The sequence below is a fragment of the Peribacillus sp. NPDC060253 genome, assembly GCF_042727425.1.
Taxonomy (GTDB): Bacteria; Bacillota; Bacilli; order Bacillales; family DSM-1321; genus Peribacillus.
Genome location: NZ_JBHXAS010000066.1, coordinates 1 through 17,860, shown reverse-complemented (window position 1 = coordinate 17,860; position 17,860 = coordinate 1). Strand labels below are relative to the sequence as shown.

General features: G+C 40.5%; 18 protein-coding genes and 1 pseudogene. 8 read left to right on the top strand and 11 right to left on the bottom strand.

Translation table 11 applies throughout. The annotated features are described in order from the left end of the window. The 6 genes from ACFWE9_RS16910 to argC form a co-directional block, all read right to left on the bottom strand. Positions 1-3,120, bottom strand: a complete 3,120-nt coding sequence (locus tag ACFWE9_RS16910) for a carbamoyl-phosphate synthase (glutamine-hydrolyzing) large subunit (protein WP_230158715.1) — start codon at positions 3,118-3,120, stop codon at positions 1-3. Further along, complete coding sequence (locus ACFWE9_RS16905; protein ID WP_230158714.1) at positions 3,113-4,195, bottom strand: carbamoyl phosphate synthase small subunit; 1,083 nt, start codon at positions 4,193-4,195, stop codon at positions 3,113-3,115. The genes ACFWE9_RS16910 and ACFWE9_RS16905 overlap by 8 nt, the downstream gene beginning before the upstream one ends. An 80-nt stretch (positions 4,196-4,275) precedes the next feature. Continuing rightward, positions 4,276-5,427 (bottom strand): acetylornithine transaminase, encoded by a 1,152-nt coding sequence (locus ACFWE9_RS16900; protein ID WP_230158713.1) that lies wholly within the window; start codon positions 5,425-5,427, stop codon positions 4,276-4,278. Beyond that, positions 5,424-6,197, bottom strand: coding sequence for an acetylglutamate kinase (gene argB / locus ACFWE9_RS16895; protein ID WP_230158712.1), 774 nt, complete (start codon positions 6,195-6,197; stop codon positions 5,424-5,426). Before argB ends, ACFWE9_RS16900 begins: the two co-directional genes overlap by 4 nt. 13 nt (positions 6,198-6,210) lie before the next feature. Next, positions 6,211-7,443 (bottom strand): bifunctional ornithine acetyltransferase/N-acetylglutamate synthase, encoded by a 1,233-nt coding sequence (argJ, locus tag ACFWE9_RS16890; protein WP_230158711.1) that lies wholly within the window; start codon positions 7,441-7,443, stop codon positions 6,211-6,213. Positions 7,444-7,460: 17 nt separating this feature from the next. Beyond that, complete coding sequence (argC, locus tag ACFWE9_RS16885; protein WP_230158710.1) at positions 7,461-8,498, bottom strand: N-acetyl-gamma-glutamyl-phosphate reductase; 1,038 nt, start codon at positions 8,496-8,498, stop codon at positions 7,461-7,463. Positions 8,499-8,729: 231 nt separating this feature from the next. Here argC and ACFWE9_RS16880 point away from each other — a divergent pair, with 231 nt between their 5' ends. Further along, positions 8,730-9,419 carry a Crp/Fnr family transcriptional regulator gene (locus ACFWE9_RS16880; protein ID WP_230158708.1) on the top strand — a complete coding sequence of 230 codons (690 nt, stop codon included), beginning with the start codon at positions 8,730-8,732 and terminating at the stop codon, positions 9,417-9,419. A 268-nt stretch (positions 9,420-9,687) separates the two neighbouring features. Here ACFWE9_RS16880 and moaA read toward each other — a convergent pair whose 3' ends face one another. From moaA to ACFWE9_RS16865, 3 genes are all read right to left on the bottom strand, one after another. Beyond that, positions 9,688-10,701 carry a GTP 3',8-cyclase MoaA gene (moaA, locus tag ACFWE9_RS16875; RefSeq protein WP_290370577.1) on the bottom strand — a complete coding sequence of 338 codons (1,014 nt, stop codon included), beginning with the start codon at positions 10,699-10,701 and terminating at the stop codon, positions 9,688-9,690. A 107-nt stretch (positions 10,702-10,808) separates the two neighbouring features. Next, positions 10,809-11,117 (bottom strand): metal-sulfur cluster assembly factor, encoded by a 309-nt coding sequence (locus ACFWE9_RS16870; protein ID WP_230158706.1) that lies wholly within the window; start codon positions 11,115-11,117, stop codon positions 10,809-10,811. Positions 11,118-11,238: 121 nt separating this feature from the next. Next, on the bottom strand, positions 11,239-12,027 hold the full coding sequence (locus ACFWE9_RS16865) for a prolyl oligopeptidase family serine peptidase (RefSeq protein ID WP_230158705.1): 789 nt from the start codon (positions 12,025-12,027) through the stop codon (positions 11,239-11,241). A gap of 249 nt (positions 12,028-12,276) precedes the next feature. Here ACFWE9_RS16865 and ACFWE9_RS16860 point away from each other — a divergent pair, with 249 nt between their 5' ends. The 3 genes from ACFWE9_RS16860 (at position 12,277) to ACFWE9_RS16850 (ending at position 13,540) form a co-directional block, all read left to right on the top strand. Next, positions 12,277-13,092: a Cof-type HAD-IIB family hydrolase gene (locus tag ACFWE9_RS16860; RefSeq protein WP_230158704.1), complete on the top strand. Its 816-nt coding sequence runs from the start codon at positions 12,277-12,279 to the stop codon at positions 13,090-13,092. A 104-nt stretch (positions 13,093-13,196) separates the two neighbouring features. After that, on the top strand, positions 13,197-13,349 hold the full coding sequence (locus ACFWE9_RS16855; RefSeq protein ID WP_202315534.1) for a hypothetical protein: 153 nt from the start codon (positions 13,197-13,199) through the stop codon (positions 13,347-13,349). After that, positions 13,349-13,540, top strand: coding sequence for a DUF3813 domain-containing protein (locus ACFWE9_RS16850; protein WP_230158703.1), 192 nt, complete (start codon positions 13,349-13,351; stop codon positions 13,538-13,540). Before ACFWE9_RS16855 ends, ACFWE9_RS16850 begins: the two co-directional genes overlap by 1 nt. 58 nt (positions 13,541-13,598) lie before the next feature. Here ACFWE9_RS16850 and ACFWE9_RS16845 read toward each other — a convergent pair. Further along, a pseudogene (locus ACFWE9_RS16845) lies at positions 13,599-13,832 on the bottom strand (KGG domain-containing protein); the annotation flags it as partial. A 135-nt stretch (positions 13,833-13,967) separates the two neighbouring features. Continuing rightward, a complete protein-coding gene (locus ACFWE9_RS16840) occupies positions 13,968-14,810 on the bottom strand; it encodes a YitT family protein (RefSeq protein WP_230158702.1) in 843 nt (280 codons plus the stop codon). 157 nt (positions 14,811-14,967) lie between these two features. Here ACFWE9_RS16840 and ACFWE9_RS16835 point away from each other — a divergent pair, with 157 nt between their 5' ends. The 4 genes from ACFWE9_RS16835 to ACFWE9_RS16820 all read left to right on the top strand — a co-directional run bounded on the left by ACFWE9_RS16835 (position 14,968) and on the right by ACFWE9_RS16820 (position 17,757). Further along, complete coding sequence (locus ACFWE9_RS16835) at positions 14,968-15,834, top strand: DegV family protein (protein WP_230158701.1); 867 nt, start codon at positions 14,968-14,970, stop codon at positions 15,832-15,834. A gap of 69 nt (positions 15,835-15,903) precedes the next feature. Next, positions 15,904-16,035 (top strand): DUF3941 domain-containing protein, encoded by a 132-nt coding sequence (locus tag ACFWE9_RS16830; RefSeq protein WP_230158700.1) that lies wholly within the window; start codon positions 15,904-15,906, stop codon positions 16,033-16,035. A 124-nt stretch (positions 16,036-16,159) separates the two neighbouring features. Next, on the top strand, positions 16,160-16,651 hold the full coding sequence (locus tag ACFWE9_RS16825) for a YajQ family cyclic di-GMP-binding protein (RefSeq protein WP_230158699.1): 492 nt from the start codon (positions 16,160-16,162) through the stop codon (positions 16,649-16,651). A 230-nt stretch (positions 16,652-16,881) separates the two neighbouring features. Beyond that, the gene (locus ACFWE9_RS16820) at positions 16,882-17,757 is read left to right on the top strand and encodes an SDR family oxidoreductase (protein WP_377357797.1); all 876 of its coding nucleotides are present in this window, start codon (positions 16,882-16,884) and stop codon (positions 17,755-17,757) included. Positions 17,758-17,860 lie beyond the last annotated feature (103 nt).

Here is a 17,860-nt window from a genome sequence, read left to right as displayed (position 1 = left end):
TCATACGTGTGACACTCCTTTCGAATATGTTACAAGCCATTCCTGAAGCGAGGTAACGCCTGGATTAGCATTTTCTAACGATTGTAGATAGGCCTTGAAAGTCTCTTCTTCCGTAAACGCTAGAAGTCGATATTTCGCAGCAAGTAACCTTAGACTCTTATCTTCTTCTGTCGTTCCATATGCCAAAACGACCGCTGCATTTCCTTCATTTAACCATTTATCAAAATCAGAATTCCCCAGTGTCAAACCCGCTTCATTGATGAGTGCTAGCAAATCTTCACTTAATTGGACTGATTCGGATTGATAAACACCTGAAGCTTGTTTAGCCTTTTGAGCATGGAATACTTTAGTCAATGCTTCTTTTACCGTTTCTCCAATGGCGATTCCTTCACCTGTCGATTTCATTTCCGGCCCTACTTTTGAATCAAGGCCGCTTAATGCAAACGTTGAAAATACTGGGTACTTGACGACTGAATACGGAATTTCTTCCATTAACCCGGTTTTTTCGAATGCATTCGACAACGAGTATTTCCCGAGCAATATTTTTGTCGCAATCTGTACTAAAGAAACATTAGTGACTTTACTGATGATTGGAATCGTCCGGCTGGCACGAGGATTCACTTCCAAAACATATACACTAGTTCCTTCAATCACGAATTGGATATTCATAAGTCCTTTATAACCAAGTTCCCTTACTAGCTTTTTAGCATAAAGGGTCATTTTATCTTTGATAGCATCTGTTAAGGTTTGAGCTGGCAATATTGCCATGCTATCGCCTGAATGCACGCCTGCCTTCTCTATATGCTCGGCAATGATGGGAATATATACATCATTTCCATCCGCAATCAAATCGATTTCGGCTTCTTTTCCTGGAATATAGGAATCGATCAATACGGGATATACAAGTGCCGTTCCATTTACCATTCTATTCAATAAGCTTTCCTTGGAGCGGATGATTTCCATTCCCTGGCCGCCAATTACATAGGATGGGCGTAAGAGCACTGGAAAACCGATTGCCTCTGCACGGACAATTAATTGTTCTTCACCATTAGCCATTGAACCCGGTACATGGGGGATATCCAGTTTTTGAAGTAGCTGATAAAAACGATCACGGTCTTCTAATTGATCAAGTGTATCGAAGGACGTCCCCAATAAATTGACACCGTATTCTTCCAGGCCTTTTGCAAGGTTTATCGCGGTCTGCCCACCAAATTGGACGATGACGTCTTCAATATCTTCCGCTTCTATTACATTAAGAACGTATTCAAGAGTTAAAGGCTCGAAATAAAGACGATCGGCTGTTGCAAAATCCGTACTTACCGTTTCAGGGTTATTATTGATCATGATCGTTTCAACATTTTCTTCCTGAAGTGCATAAACCCCGTGAACGGAACAGTAATCAAATTCGATTCCCTGTCCAATCCGGATAGGACCGCTGCCGATCATCAAAACTTTCTTTTTATCCGTTTTTTTCTGTTCGTTCTCCCCAAAATATGTTGAATAATGATAGTTCGTATGGGATGCGAACTCAGCTGCACATGTATCAACCGTTTTGTAAACAGCCGTGAGGCCGAATGATTTCCGGTGTGCCCTCAATTCCTTCTCACTAACATTCCATATGGAAGCAAGATATTTGTCGGAGAAGCCCTTTTCTTTGTATAGCTGAAGTTCTTCTTTTGTAACCAAATCGATTGTCTTGCCGGTGATATCATTTTCAATCTCGATCAGCGATGCAAATGATTGAAGGAAGAAATAATCAATGATGGTCGCTTCATGTATTTCTTCAACTGTCACACCTTTACGTAGCATTTCAAAAATGACAAAAATGCGTTCGTCAGATTTCTCAGTAAGCTTTTCCCATAGTTCAGGAACGGTTTTATCTTTTAACGATAAAAGTTGCAGTCCATTCGTCTTTAGTTCCAGCGAATCGACGGCCTTTTGAACTCCACCTTCAAAGCTGCGATGTAAAGCCATCACTTCACCTGTTGCCTTCATCTGAGTTCCCAATTGCCGGTTTGCGGTCGTGAATTTATCGAATGGCCATCTAGGGAACTTCACGGCTACATAGTCAAGAGCAGGTTCGAAGCTGGAATAAGTACTTTTCGTTACAGGATTGATGAGTTCCGATAGATGGTATCCGACGGCTAGCTTAGCGGCTATTCGTGCTATGGGATAACCTGTTGCTTTGGAAGCTAGTGCCGATGAACGGCTGACGCGTGGGTTTACTTCTATTAGATAATATTGTTTGCTATTAGGATCAAGTGCGAATTGAATATTACAGCCGCCAATGATTCCTAATGCAGAAATGATTTTTATGGAAGCAGCACGTAGCATTTGAAACTCATCATCAGATAAAGTCTGTGATGGTGCCACGACAATGGAATCACCTGTATGGATACCGACCGGATCGATATTTTCCATATTACAGATTGTAATGCACGTATTGTTACCATCTCGCATAACTTCATATTCGACTTCTTTATACCCGGCTATGCTTCTTTCAATCAAGCATTGTGTAATCGGGCTTTCTTGGAGTCCGCCCCGTACAAGCTCTTTAAATGCATCCAGTGAATCAGCAATCCCACCGCCTGTGCCGCCAAGTGTATAAGCGGGACGAACGATGATGGGGAAACCGATTTTGTCGGCAAAAGCCAGCGCTTCTTCAAGAGTATGAACAATTGTACTGTCGGGAACGGGTTCATTTATTTCAAACATCAGCTCACGGAACAGTTCACGATCCTCCCCTTTTTTGATGGAGTCGATCGGAGTTCCTAATAATTTGACATTATGTTTTTCAAGCACTCCTGCATCATCCAATTGATAAGCAAGATTCAATCCTGTCTGACCACCTAATGTAGCGAGCAGGCCATCCGGTTTTTCTTTGGCAATGATCTTTTCCAGTACATCAACTGTCAAAGGTTCGAAATAGACAGCATCCGCATTCATATCATCAGTCATGATCGTTGCCGGATTGTTGTTTACCAGTATGACTTTATATCCTTCTTCTTTTAAAGCGAGGCAGGCCTGTGTACCTGCATAATCGAATTCGGCGGCCTGCCCGATGACAATCGGCCCCGAACCGATCACTAAAATGGTCTGTATCGTGTTGTCCTTAGGCATATGCTTTTTCTCTCCCGCTATAATCAATTATCATTTGTAAAAAGTCGTTGAATTGTGATGAGCTCTCAATGGGACCTGGATTTGCCTCTGGGTGGTACTGGGTAGTGAAGATTGGCAGGTCTTTATGCATGAGTCCCTCAACTGTGCCATCATTCACATTTCTGAAGCGAACTTGGAGTGGTGTTCCCTGTAAGCTCGGTTCATCCACCTCATAACTATGATTTTGAGAACTCATATACACCTTTTTCGTTTTCAAATCGACCACGGGCTGGTTCGCACCGCGATGTCCAAACAGCATTTTTTTTGTATTTCCCCCAAAGGCAAGGGCCGTTAATTGATGACCGAGGCAGATGCCCATCGTTGGGAAATTCGTAATGACCTTTTTTATATTACCTAAAAGATATTCCAGCTGTTTTGGATCCCCAGGCCCATTTGAAAGCAAAATACCATCGGGCTTCAATTCCTTGATTTGTTCAAATTCAGTATCGAATGGCACGACAGTGACCCGGCAGCCCTGCTCAACCAATGAATCCAATATGGATTTTTTATAACCAAAATCCATCATCACAACGTGTTTGGAACCTTCCCCGAAGCTTTCAATCTCTTTAGTGGAAACTGAGGCTACATGCGCTTCTAGACCATTCAGAGAGGCTTCGAACGTGAATGCAGTTTCTGCAGTGATGGCTGCCTGCATGGAGCCTTCCTGTCTTATATTCTTTACGACCGCTCTTGTATCCACATGACTCAATAGAGGAATATTCCATTTGTCTAAATATTCACCAAGGGAATATTTAGCTTGGTAATGAGAATGGCTCATTTTTCCTTCATATACAATAACACCGGCAACATGCGGCTTCTTACTTTCAAAATCATATTCATTAATTCCGTAATTTCCGATTAAAGGATATGTGAAAATGACAATTTGATCTTTATATGAAGGATCCGTCAATACTTCCTGATATCCTGTCATTCCTGTAAAAAAAACAATCTCTCCAGTGATTGCTTTTTCAGTCGATTTAGTCAGCAGTTCCCCTTCAAAAACGGAACCATTCTCTAAATGTAGATAGTTTTTCATGTTTTCACCTCTGTAGATGACGTATATTTATATATAGAATAGCATAATTATTCATTTTGTTCTATAAAAATTCAATAAATTTAGATTGTTTGTTTTATTGCCAATATTTTTTTAATTTTCCCAATCGCTGTATCGATGTCTGCTTCCGTAACTGTCAGGGGTGGGAGTAAACGAAGTACTTTAGGTCCTGCACTCAATACAAGCAACCCCTCTTCTTGAAGTTCCATTAAAAACCCTTGAACATCTTGTTTACATTCAATTCCGACCATCATCCCAAGCCCGCGAATCTCTTTCACTTCTTCCGTATCCTTCAGTGCGTTTGTCAATGCACTCTTAAGATATTCAGCCTTTTTCACAGTTTCTTTTAAAAACCCTGATTGGAAGATTTCATTTAAAACCGCTTCCGCAGCCGAGACACTAACCGGGTTACCGCCAAAAGTGGAACCATGACTTCCAGGGTTAAAGTACTCCGCTAGGTTGTCCTTTCCAATCATTGCCCCTATAGGCAGGCCATTTCCAAGCCCTTTTGCCGAAGTGATGATATCCGGTTGGAGATTAAAATGCTGGAATGCAAAAGGTTTCCCTGTCCGTCCTATCCCAGTCTGAATTTCATCAATGATAAGTAGGGCTCCATGTTTTTCGCATTGAGTTTGAATCGCGTCTAAATACGATTGCTGTACAACATGGATGCCACCCTCTCCTTGAACTATTTCAATCATGACAGCCGCCGTATTTTCATCTATGGCTACATTCACGGCATCATTGTCATTAAATGGAACATATTCAAATGAAGCTAGCATTGGTCCAAAACCAGTCTTGATTTTTTCCTGCCCTGTTGCTGCCATCGTTGCAAACGTACGCCCGTGGAAAGACTGTAGGCACGTGACAATTTTACTTTTCCCAGTAGCTTTACGCGCTAGTTTGATAGCTGCCTCATTCGCCTCGGCACCACTGTTAGCAAAAAACACCTGACTTAAACCGGAGGCATCCGCCAGCATTTTGGCTGTACGTTCCTGTATGGAACTTTGAAACATGTTCGATACATGCCAATATTTATTAAGCTGTTCCGTGACAGCCATTTTTACCTTCTGATGACAATGGCCAAGATTCAAAACCCCGATTCCTGATGTGAAATCCAGATACTCTTTACCTGTTGTACTCGTAATCTTCATTCCTATCGCTGAGTCTGGCTCAATGTTCCACCTTGCATATGTCGGAAATAAAGAACTCATTGAAATACCCCTTCTTCCTGCAAAAATTTTGTACCGATGAATTGTCCGCCTTCATAAAATGGATCTTTTCCACTCACGATCATCACTTCTTCAACACCTTTATTCAGCACGGACAACGCTGTAGTGACTTTTGGAATCATTCCTCCATGAATGCTTCCATCCATGATTAAATCCTTCGTTTCCGTTTCAGTCAATTTCTCAATGATCCGCTCATTCTTTAAGACCCCTTTAACATCGGTGACAAATAAACACATATCCGCCGATAGTGCCTTCGCCACGGAACCTGCAGCCATATCAGCATTCACATTTAATTTTGTACCTTCTTCGGTAGTGGCTATTGGCGTCAATACCGGACAATACCCTTTTTCAAATAGCATGCCAATTAACTCCGTATCGACTTGTTGTATCTCACCAACTGCCCCAAGTTTCTGTTCATCAATATACTCACCTATCAGGATTCCGCCGTCAGAACCATTTAAACCCACTGACTTAATGCCGTGTGCTTCCAATTTATGAACGAGACTGCGGTTCGATTTGCCTGCAAGCATAAGTTCCACGATTTCCATCACTTCAGTGGTCGTTTTTCTTAAACCATTTTCAAAGACTGGTTCAATTTCATATTTTTCAAGCATCGAATTGATATCAGGGCCGCCTCCATGAACAAAGACAATTTGGCAGCCGCCTTTTTGCAACTCTTTAACACTATTGAAAAATGACTCCGTTAACTCATTAATGATGCTGCCTCCGCACTTTATGACCAATATGTTCACTTTTCAACACCCCTTATGAACGATAGCTTCCGTTTATTTTCACATAATCATAAGTTAGATCGCAGCCCCATGCCGTCCCTGTTTCATTACCATCTTTCAAATAAACATGAATGATGATACTTTCATTTTCCAAGTATGCTTTGGCATCTTCCTCAGAAAACTGGATTGGCTCACCTTCTTTAAGAACGACGATATCTCCAAACATAATCGTTGTTTGATCCGGATGGAAACCAACTCCGCTTCTCCCCATCGCAGCAATGATTCGTCCCCAATTTGCATCCGCTCCAAAAGCTGCCGTTTTCACTAAATTTGATCCAACGATCGTCTTCGCCATCATCTGTGAATCTTGCTTCGTATGCATGCCATGAACATTCACTTCTATCAGTTTCGTTGCACCTTCTCCGTCTTTCGCGATTTGTTTGGCCAGATTTTCGGAAGTTTGTTTTAATAATTCCAAGAAGACAGACCATTCTGGATGGTTAGGTGTCAAAGGTTCATTGTTCGCTTCTCCATTCGCTAGCACTAACACCATATCATTCGTTGAACAATCACCATCAACCGTGATTTGATTGAATGTATCATTGGTTATCGAAGATAATGCTTGCTGTAAATCATTCGGTTCAATGACAGCATCCGTCGTAATGAAACCTAGCATGGTGGCCATGTTTGGATGAATCATCCCCGAACCCTTCGCAGCTCCGCCCATTTTCACGGTTTTACCGTCAATACTTGTTTCATAACCACAACTCTTCGTTACGATATCCGTTGTTAAAATGGAGGTACCAAAATCCTTTGCTGCTTCAGGTGTATTTTCCGGTTGCAATGACTCTATGCCTTTTTTAACTTTTTCCATTTCCATATATTCCCCGATGACTCCCGTTGATGCCACTGCAAATGAATGATCTTCCATGCCGAACTTTTGAGCGGCAAGTTTCCTCATTTCCTTGGCATCTTTTAAACCCTGCTCTCCTGTACAAGCATTCGCACAAGCACTATTCACTACAACTCCGTGAAGTTTTCCAGTAACGGCAATGCTATCCTTCGTTATATTGATAGGAGCGGCTTGAACTACATTTTGTGTATAAACCGCCGCGGCTGATGCTGGGACCTCCGTAAAAATAATACCAACATCTTTTTTGGAGTAGCGCAATCCTGCATGCACTCCTGATGCCTTAAACCCTTGAGGCATTAAAATATTTCCTTCTTGAACTTGTTTGATTTCTTCAACTGGCTGTAGTGTTTTCATATTTCCCTCCAAATTTTTTACGGATATAGTGGACTGTTCCATAGTCCTGCCGTTTCTTCTAAACCCATTAATATATTTGCATTTTGAATGGCCTGCCCTGCAGCACCCTTCACTAAATTATCAATAACGGAAACAACCGTTACCTTACCTGTTCTTTGATCATATGAGACACCAATATCGCAAAAGTTCGATCCATATACCTGTTTCGTGGATGGAAAGCGATCGAGCGGCTGCACCCGGACAAATGGATGGTTTTCGTATACTGTTTCGTATAAATCCTTTAATTCAGCATTTGAGGTTTCCCGATTTACCTTGATATACATCGTTGCCATGATTCCTCTAGTCATTGGAACTAGATGGGTATTGAAGGTAATCGGCTGTAAATCTGATGACCACCGTCCAAGCTGTTGTTCGATTTCCGGTATGTGCTGATGTTGATTCACCTTATAAATTTTAAAGTTCTCATTCATTTCACTAAAATGTGTTACGGCCGAAAGTGATTTACCCGCCCCGGAAACCCCGGATTTTGCATCGATGATCACCTCTGCGGATGCACCAGCCAATCCTTCAGTGAATAAAGGGGCAAGACCTAAAAGTGAAGCTGTTGGGTAGCACCCTGGATTTGCAACAATCTTTGCTTTCTTTATTGATTTTTCATTCCATTCAGTCAATCCATATACAGCTTTTTCAACAATATGCTGTGGTGCGGCTGGTTTTTTATACCAATGTTCGTATTCTCCTGGGGTTTGAAGCCTGAGATCTCCTGATAGGTCGATTACTTTAATATCAAGGTCTGAAAATTCCGAAATTAATTGTGAGGAAATCCCCGAAGGAGTTGCAAGAAATACAATATCAGAGTTTTTTGCAATCACTTCCGGATCAATTTCTTCTAATTTATCATTCATATGCATTAAATGTGCATTTTCTTCATATAAACTTCGACCGGATTGAGATGAAGTATGTAATGATTTTATTTTTAATTGCGGATGGTTATTCAATAATCTTATTAGTTCCACCCCTCCATAACCTGTTGCACCTACTATTGATACGTTCATTAAACCATCTCCTATAATTTTAAGTCCCTGTCATTCTTTGATTCTATTATTATAAGACTGAATAAAAATAAAATCAAATGTATTTTTATAAAATTTTAAACTTAGCATTTTATCGGGAAACTCCCACTAAAACTTCTATATTTATCCAAAAATGTTGACTACTAGTGATTTTTCCGTTTAAATCAAAGATAGTAATTGTGTAATAACGGTAACTGAAAGGTGGTCATATACATGAATGAATTTTCGTTTTCTAATCGGATGCATACACTTTTAGATAATAATCAGCACGTTAAACATATAGAAAAAGGGCGCTTCCTTTTTCAGGAGAGCACCCTAGCCAGTGATTTATATTACATTTTAAAAGGCAAAGTAGAAGTGAGCAAGGTTGTTCCGGACGGCCGGGAATTAACTATGCGCATTTGTTCGGAGAATGATTTGGTTGGGGAAACAGTCCTTTTTTCTCAGAATCCGAAATATATGATGAATGCAAAAATGTTGGAAGATGGAACTGTAGCGGTTATTTCCAAAGAATCATTAGAAGGGAAAATCGCTTCCGATAGCCATCTTGCTGTTGATATGATGACATGGCTATCCGCTCTAAACCGTAAAAATCATGCTAAATTCCGCGATATGTTCCTACACGGTAAGAAAGGTGCATTTTACTCCACTCTCATCCGTTTATCCAATAGCTATGGCACAGTAGTTGAAGACGGCAAAGTTATCAATCTTCCCTTTACAAACCAAGAACTCGCCAATTTTTGCGGCACATCTCGTGAGGTCGTCAATCGTTTGCTCGCTCATTTAAGGAAAAACAATATCGTCTCCATCAACAAGGGACACATCACGATTCTTGACGTTGACTATTTAAAACAGGAAATCGACTGTGAAAACTGTCCAATTGAAATCTGTACCATCGATTAAAAACTCCACAATAAAAGTGAGAATACATAATTCCATACTTATCTTAAAATGATCGGATTATTTTTCAGGATCATTCATCCCTGGGACCATCGAATAATTTTCAAGACTGATAAAATGCATAAAAAAAGTATAAAAGAAATCATTTCAACTATCTACAGGCGTCCACGGTCTATACAAATATGCATATTGAATTTTATTGAATCAAGGGATGGCGAAGTGCCATCCCTTGATTTTTTCATATTCCAGGAGTTTGAGAACTTATTGTTTGTCACCCGCCAATGAATGACATTTCGATTTTCCCCTGTTTTTTCACCGTTCCCGCTGCCCGCTCATCTGAATAACGGTCGTCCCTCTGGTTCCAAAGTGAAATGATGAAGTCAGTCAATTCTTCATCTGCCATGTCAGAACGGAGCAATGACTTCAAATCATGTCCCTTTCCATTAAATAGACATGTATATAAACTTCCGTTGGCAGAAAGACGTGCACGAGTACAGCTGGAACAAAAAGACTCGGATACGGATGTTATGAACCCCACTTCGGCAGTAGATCCTTTATACCTAAAGCGTTTTGCCACTTCTCCATAATAATCTTCTTCAACTGGTTCAAGATCGAATTCAGCCTGGAGTATCTCGAGCAACTCTTTTTTCGTAATGACATTCTTCAACTGCCAGCCATTTGTATGTCCGACATCCATGAATTCTATATAACGTAATGGAATGCCCTCTTCTTTACAAAAACGGGCCATCGGCAGGATTTGAGATTCATTGGCTTCTTTTTTCACTACCATATTCACTTTTACTCCAAGACCGGCTTCTCTTGCAGCAGCTATGCCTTCAAGAACCGGCTTTATCCCGATACCCCTGCCGTTCATTTTCTTAAAAAGTTCCTCATCGAGGCTGTCTAAACTGATATTCACCCTCTGTAAACCAGCTGCCTTTAAATTCGCGGCATGTTTTTTCAGAAACACACCGTTTGTGGTCAACCCAATATCTTCTATACCTTCAATTTTAATGAGCTCTGAAATCAGTGTTGTAAGTTCTTTCCGCAGTAGAGGCTCCCCGCCTGTCAATCTTAGTTTTTTAACGCCCAAGCTTGCAAATATTTTAGAAAGCCTTACGAGTTCCTCATAAGACAAGAGCTCACTTTTAGGCAAAAATTGAAATTTTTCATGAAAAATTTCAGCCGGCATGCAATATTGACAGCGAAAGTTACACCGGTCTATGACGGAAATTCTTAAATCCCTAAGTGGTCTGTGCAAGGAATCTTTAATATGACGGATCAATTAACCACTCCTATCCGAAAGTATTAGAAAAAACCAGTTCATAAACAGTGGCACCACATATTCGGGTCACAGTTTTTTGACTGGCTTTAAGTTCTATTACGTGGTAATTATTTAATTCCTAATGCTATTTTAGCATATCTGGACATTTTATCTTTCGACCATGGCGGACTCCAGACAATCTTCACATCTGTTTCCTTGACCTCTGGAATATCTTCCAGAACCAGTTTCACTTGATCGACAATCGTCCCAGCAAGTGGACATCCCATAGAGGTCAATGTCATTGATACTGTAGTCAGGCCTGCTTCATCCATATCCACATCATACACCAAACCTAAATTCACAATATCTATACCAAGCTCCGGGTCAATGACCTGCTCCAAAGCTCCTAAAATAATGTCTTTTGTATCTTGATCCACTTCAATCACTCCTTTTATGAGAAATCTCTCGTTTTAGATATAGTCGGTTTCATCATTATTTGTCCAATTTAGACTTTACACTATGTCCGTATTAGAATCATAACAGATTTCGAGTGAGTACTTAAGCTTTTTGCACAGTTGGCTGTAAATGTTTCTCGAACCAGTCTGCTGTCATAAGCACACCTTCTCTACTGACCTTATGACCAGCTTTAGGGTCCAGGATAAAATCAATTTTTTCATCTGCTTCATTATACCCTGCTTTTACTCCCTCATAAAAGCTGTATGCATGTTGATAAGGTACAACGGGATCTTTAGCACCATGCCAAAAAAGTAACGGGCGGTTAGAAAGCCTATCCTGGTTAAGACTCAAATCAAATGGCTTGAGCTGTTCAATCACCTTGGCTACTTCCTCATCAGTAGCAGGGAATTTCACTTTCCTTTTCTTAATCTCTTCCATTTGGAGTTCTGCATACGCGACATATGAAGGATTCCCCATTAAACTGACGCCGGCCGTTATCCAGTCATATGCTGCCAGGGCCCCGTTAGTCACAATTCCACCCATCGAGGTGCCCGCTACACCAATTCTGTCAGGATCGATTAATTTTCTGGACAAAAAATCCTCCTTCATAAATGATATATCCTTGATGGTCTGTAAAACCATTTCCCAAAAACGGGGCATCATTTGAGAATCACTTAAACCAGCTTCCCTTTCGCCATGATGAATCACATCGGGAAGTAGCACACGAAACCCCTTTTCAGCCATTAAATATGCATAGTGAAGATTGTGTTCTTTTGCACTTTGAAAACCATGTATAAAAATAATTAGCGGCAATTCCTGATGGTAAGTGGTCTGCTCACTTATGTGTAAAACAGGAATAGTTCCAATTTGTTCTTTTTCAATTATGATCAAGATAACCCCTCCGAATAGTTTGTTCCGGTTTTCACCTAAAGGTTTTTTTCAAATGCCCTCTCATAAGAACTTTGATTATGCTCCTATTTCCATTCCTTTAGATCTGTACTTCACTTTTACGTATTATCATCCAGCGTATAGTAATATCATACAGGAATGCATAAAGAATGAAAAAGATTTACATTTACTTTAAAATAGTCTTAACAATATTTGCATATAATGAAATCAAAAAGAACAGAAGGTGTACACATGGCTGAGAAACATTTAATCGTATTGGATCTTGATGGTACTTTACTTACCGATAAAAAAACAATTTCCCCAAGGACTAAAAAAACACTACTGAAACTAAAAGAAGATGGACACGAAGTTATGATTGCTACCGGGCGTCCCTTTCGCTCAAGTGAACTTTATTACCGGGAATTGGGGTTAACTACACCAATCGTTAATTTCAATGGCGCTTTCGTCCATCACCCATTACAGACAAGCTGGGGGGTATACCACTCTCCACTGGATATAAGTGTTGCGAAAGATATTGTTGAAGCATGTGATCAGTTTCAATATCACAACATCATCGCAGAGGTCCGGGATGAGGTTTATGTCCATTACCATGATGATAAATTGATGAACATGTTCAATGTAGGAAATCCGATCATGAAGACGGGTGACTTACGCAATTACCTTCAGGATTCCCCAACTTCTATGCTAATTCATACAGATAGTGAATATGTGGGACAGATTCGTCAGCATTTATCCGATGTCCATGCAGAATTGGTCGATCATCGACGCTGGGCAGAGCCTTTTCATATCATCGAAATCATTAAGAGCGGGCTAAGTAAAGCTGTGGGTCTACAACGGGTATCCAACTATTTGGAAATCCCCCAAAACAGGATTATCGCTTTCGGAGATGAAGATAATGATTTGGAAATGCTTGATTACGCGGGAACGGGCGTTGCTATGGGAAATGCCATCTCACCTGTAAAAACGGTGGCAAATACGACAACATTGACGAATGAAGAAGATGGTATTGCCGTCTTCCTCGAAGAAAAATTTAATATAAAATCCTGATACGTCAATTTTTACCTTCATAAAATCTCTCTTTGTAGCCAAACTAATATGGACAACAGCTTCCTTTCTGTTGTCAACAACGCTCAGAATCGGAGGAGATAAGCATGGGTAAAAGCAGTAAATCTAAACGATTTGTACAGCAGGGCAAAGATAGTGTTGCCAGGCATGCAGAAAAAATCCCTTATCACACTACGTTTGAAGAGGCTGAAAAAGACAGGTTGAGAATTATGTCTGAACAAAGCTATGGTGGCTTCTGATGGGAAACAAATTATTTCAAAAAGCTAGAGAATTTGTTGAAGAAGCTCTCCACTCTGAGCATGACGGTGACCAGCAAAAGACAGAGGATATCGCTAAAAATGCGCTTTCATCGGCTTTTGCCAACACGTCCGAGGCCGAAAAAGAACAACTGCGAGAATTACAAGAAGAGCTGGAAAACCACTCGAAATAAAGCGAAAGCCTCCAGGAAATCCTGGAGGCTTTCACTTTGTTGACTAGCTATTTCGTACCTTTCCGCCTTTTTCACCAATCTCTTTATAAAAACCTTTCCCATGCGTTTCGGAAGTTGCCTCTCCGCCTTTTTGTCCAATTTCTTGATAGAAATCCTTATCATGTTTTTCCGATGTCGCCTCTCCGCCCTTTTGTCCAATTTCCCGGTAAAAATCCTTGTCGTGATTTCTTGAAGTGGCTTCCCCGCCTTTACGTCCTGCTTCTTGTCTGCTCATTTTTTCGTCGTTAGCCATTTTCATCACTCCTCATAAGATTTTATATTGGCGCTACACTATAAGAATTAGCCGTTTTGTTCCAGCAATAAACTTAAAACGCCGAAATATCCCCATTTGTCATCGAAGTGTAATGGCCTTAATTTCCTGTTAATATCACTCCCTGCGAAAGGTACCGACAATCCCTGAAGTTTCTATGATGTTTGTGAACGCGTGCGGATCAACTTCTTTGATGATCCGTTCAAGGTCATACAATTCATACCTAGTAATGACAATCAACAACATTTCCTTATTTTCATTAGTAAACGCACCTTTTGCGGGTACCCTTGTAATTCCGCGAACTAACTTTGCATGGATTGCCTGTTTAAGTTCTTCGCTTTGCTTTGTAATGATCATGGCTGTAAGCTTCTCATGACGCGTATGTATTGCGTCCACAACACGTGTCGATGTGTATAGGGTAACAAGAGTATACAAAGCTTTTTCCGGTCCATATACTGCACCTGCCGTAACAATGATCACACCATTCAGCAGAAATAAATAAGTACCTACAGGTTTATCCTTCTTCTTTGATAGAAGCATGGCGATGATATCCATCCCACCAGTCGATGCACCATACTTCAAGGTGATCCCCACACCTACTGCCGCGATGACCCCGCCAAACACTGCATTCAATAATATGTCAGGTGACCAGCGCGTTATGGGGATGAATTCCATGAAAAGGGACATCAAGACAACGCTCAGAAAACTATAAAAGGTAAAGGACTTTCCGACTTTCCGCCAAGCAATGATCGTTACTGGAATGTTCAATAAAAGCAATAGAATACCTGTCGATACATTAAAAGGGGCAAAAGAACCTATCATCCTTGATAGAAGCTGTGCCACTCCTGTAAAGCCGCTTGCATAAACATTTGCCGGTATTAGAAAAAAGTTCATTGCAATTGCATTCAGCAACGCCCCGACCACAACTATGATAATTTTCTTAATTTCACCACTATACATCCTAAAAACCTCCATTTCACCCTTATCCTATTATCTTTTTACCGTTGATTATTTATTCTATTTACGTAGAGATTGAATTTTTACCGTTACGTGCTACACTAAAAAGAAGAGTGACTACTCATTTTCTAAAAATTGTAAAAAAGAAAGCAGGTGTATTATGGCTATCACAATTCTTGCAGATAGTGCGTGTGATTTGCCATTGTCTTTCTATAAGGAAAACAATGTATCATTGATCCCTTTACAAGTTCATCTTGATGGGAAAAATTATGAAGATTTACTTACCATTAATTCTCATGAAGTCTTTCAGGCGATGATTGACGGAAAATCTCCGAAAACATCGCAAACTTCTCCAGAATACCTCATAGATCTTTTCACACAGTTTGCCTTGGAGAAAAAACAAGGGATTTATATAGCCTTCTCCTCCGAGTTATCCGGAACGTATCAAACGGCAGTGATGATTCATAATCAGGTGAAAGAAGAGTACCCAGACCTTGACATTGAAATCGTCAATACGAAATGCGCTTCAATGGGTGTCGGTTTAATCGTAAAGAAAGCAGCAGAACTAGCAGCAAACGGTGCCTCTAAAGAAGAAATTCTTGCTGACATCGATTTTTACACTAAGCATATGGAGCATTTATTCACTGTAGATAATCTTGAATATTTAGCTCGTGGCGGCCGCATCTCCAAAACTTCTGCCCTTGTTGGCGGATTATTAAACATTAAACCGTTATTACATGTAGAAGATGGGAAGCTTGTGCCACTTGAAAAGATACGTGGTAAAAAGAAATTGATTAAACGTGTAATCGAATTAATGCATGAAAGAGGCAAAAATTTAACAACCCAAACGATTGCCATCAGTCATGGAGATGATGAAGAAACGGCATTGGAGTGGAAAGAAGCCATCCAAAATGAATTCGGGACAACGGATTTCATCATCCATACTATCGGCTCGGTCATCGGTGCACATGCCGGTCCTGGTACAATTGCCCTCTTCTTCCTAAACGATACCCCTGAGAAATCATAAACATACATACTCCCTTCCATAATTGTGAACAATACATATTGATCATGATTTTGGAAGGGAGTTTTTATTATGTCAAAAACAAAAGATAACAATAAAAGACCAAAAGATAACCAAGCGATAAATGCTGAAAAAAATATCGCTTATCAGGAAAACCTCGCTGCAGGTAAACACTCCTATTCGAAGAAAACGGATCATCAATGAAGCTTGGGGCTTGCCCCCTTGCTTGTTTAATAGGCAGTCCCCGATTTAACATAAGGCCTATATGGTTGTCTTCCTTTCACACTTTCTCTATAATAAAGGAAATAAAACCTGCTGGAGGTAAGTGATGGCAAAGGAAAATTCATTTGATATTGTATCCAAAGTAGACTTCTCAGAAGTAACGAATGCAGTTACGATGGCTATGAAGGAAATTCAGACCCGCTATGATTTTAAAGGGAGCATAAGCAGCATCACCATTGAAAAGGAAGACCTCATTTTAGTATCTGACGATGAATATAAGCTCGAGCAGTTGAAGGATGTTCTCATCAGCAAACTCATTAAACGGGACGTACCAATCAAGAATCTGGACTATGGTAAATTAGAAGGAGCTTCTGGCGGAACCGTCCGCCAACGGGCAAAGCTAATTCAAGGCATTGATAAAGAACAAGCAAAAAAAATAAATACCATCATTAAAAATAGTGGTCTTAAAGTGAAAAGCCAAATTCAAGATGATCAAATCCGTGTTACCGGAAAAAACCGCGATGATTTGCAAGGAATCATATCCGCAATCCGTGGCGCAGACCTTTCCATTGATGTACAATTCTTAAATTACCGCTAAGTAAGAAGGCCTCACCTGCTTTGGGTGGGCCTTTTTTATATGTAGTTGCAGCTACGGCATTACCTTCTTACCTCAAATGAATCTCCTTCATCGAACATGGTAAGACTATTCATGTTCCCTCAATTAATCATTCGAAATTTTCTCAAAGAAGGTTAATTTTCCCATGTTTTCATTTACCAAAAAGAAGGAATAGAAAAAGCGTAGATAATTAAACAGGAGGCGTTTTAATCTTGACTACTCAAAACCAAAACCAGAACAAACAAGGTTTTCCACCTCAACATCAACAGCATCAACCTGGAGTGGAAACAAAAATGGAACCGAACCCTGATTCAGTTAAAGCAACCTACAAAGGAAGTGGCAAACTAAAAAGTAAAACGGCAATCATAACAGGAGGAGATAGCGGAATCGGTAAATCGGTTGCGATTTATTACGCAAAAGAAGGAGCGAATGTGACAGTTGCTTACTTGGATGAACACGAGGATGCCAAAGCGACAAAAGAATTGATTGAAAAAGAAGGCCAGAAATGTTTACTCATTTCCGGGGATATCGGTAATGAAGCCTTCTGTCAGGATGTCGTCAAAAAAACGGTTGATGAATTCGGCGGGTTGGACATTCTAGTCAACAACGCCGGAGAACAGCATGTACAGACAAGTATCCTTGACATTTCAGCTGAACAATTGGAAAAAACGTTCCGCACGAATATTTTTTCGATGTTCCACTTAACCAAAGCTGCATTGAAGCACCTTAAAAAAGGAAGCAGCATCATTAATACAACCTCTATCACAGCCTATCAGGGCAACCCGAAACTAATCGATTACTCTTCAACAAAAGGAGCAATACTGGCATTTACGAGAGCTCTTTCAAACTCCATTTCAAAAGATGGAATCAGAGTGAACGGTGTTGCGCCAGGCCCAATCTGGACACCATTGATTCCTGCCTCATTCGGCGAAGAGGATGTTGCCAAATTCGGACAAAATACTCCAATGGGCCGCGCAGGGCAGCCAGAGGAATTAGCACCGGCCTATGTTTATTTGGCAAGTGATGATTCATCCTATGTCAGTGGACAAGTCATCCATGTAAATGGCGGTACCGTTGTAAACGGATAAAAATGAACATCGAGTAGGAGGAGGCGCCTAGCCTCCGACCTCTCACACCACCGTACGTACCGTTCGGTATACGGCGGTTCAGTTTAAGTCTGACGTAGTTTTG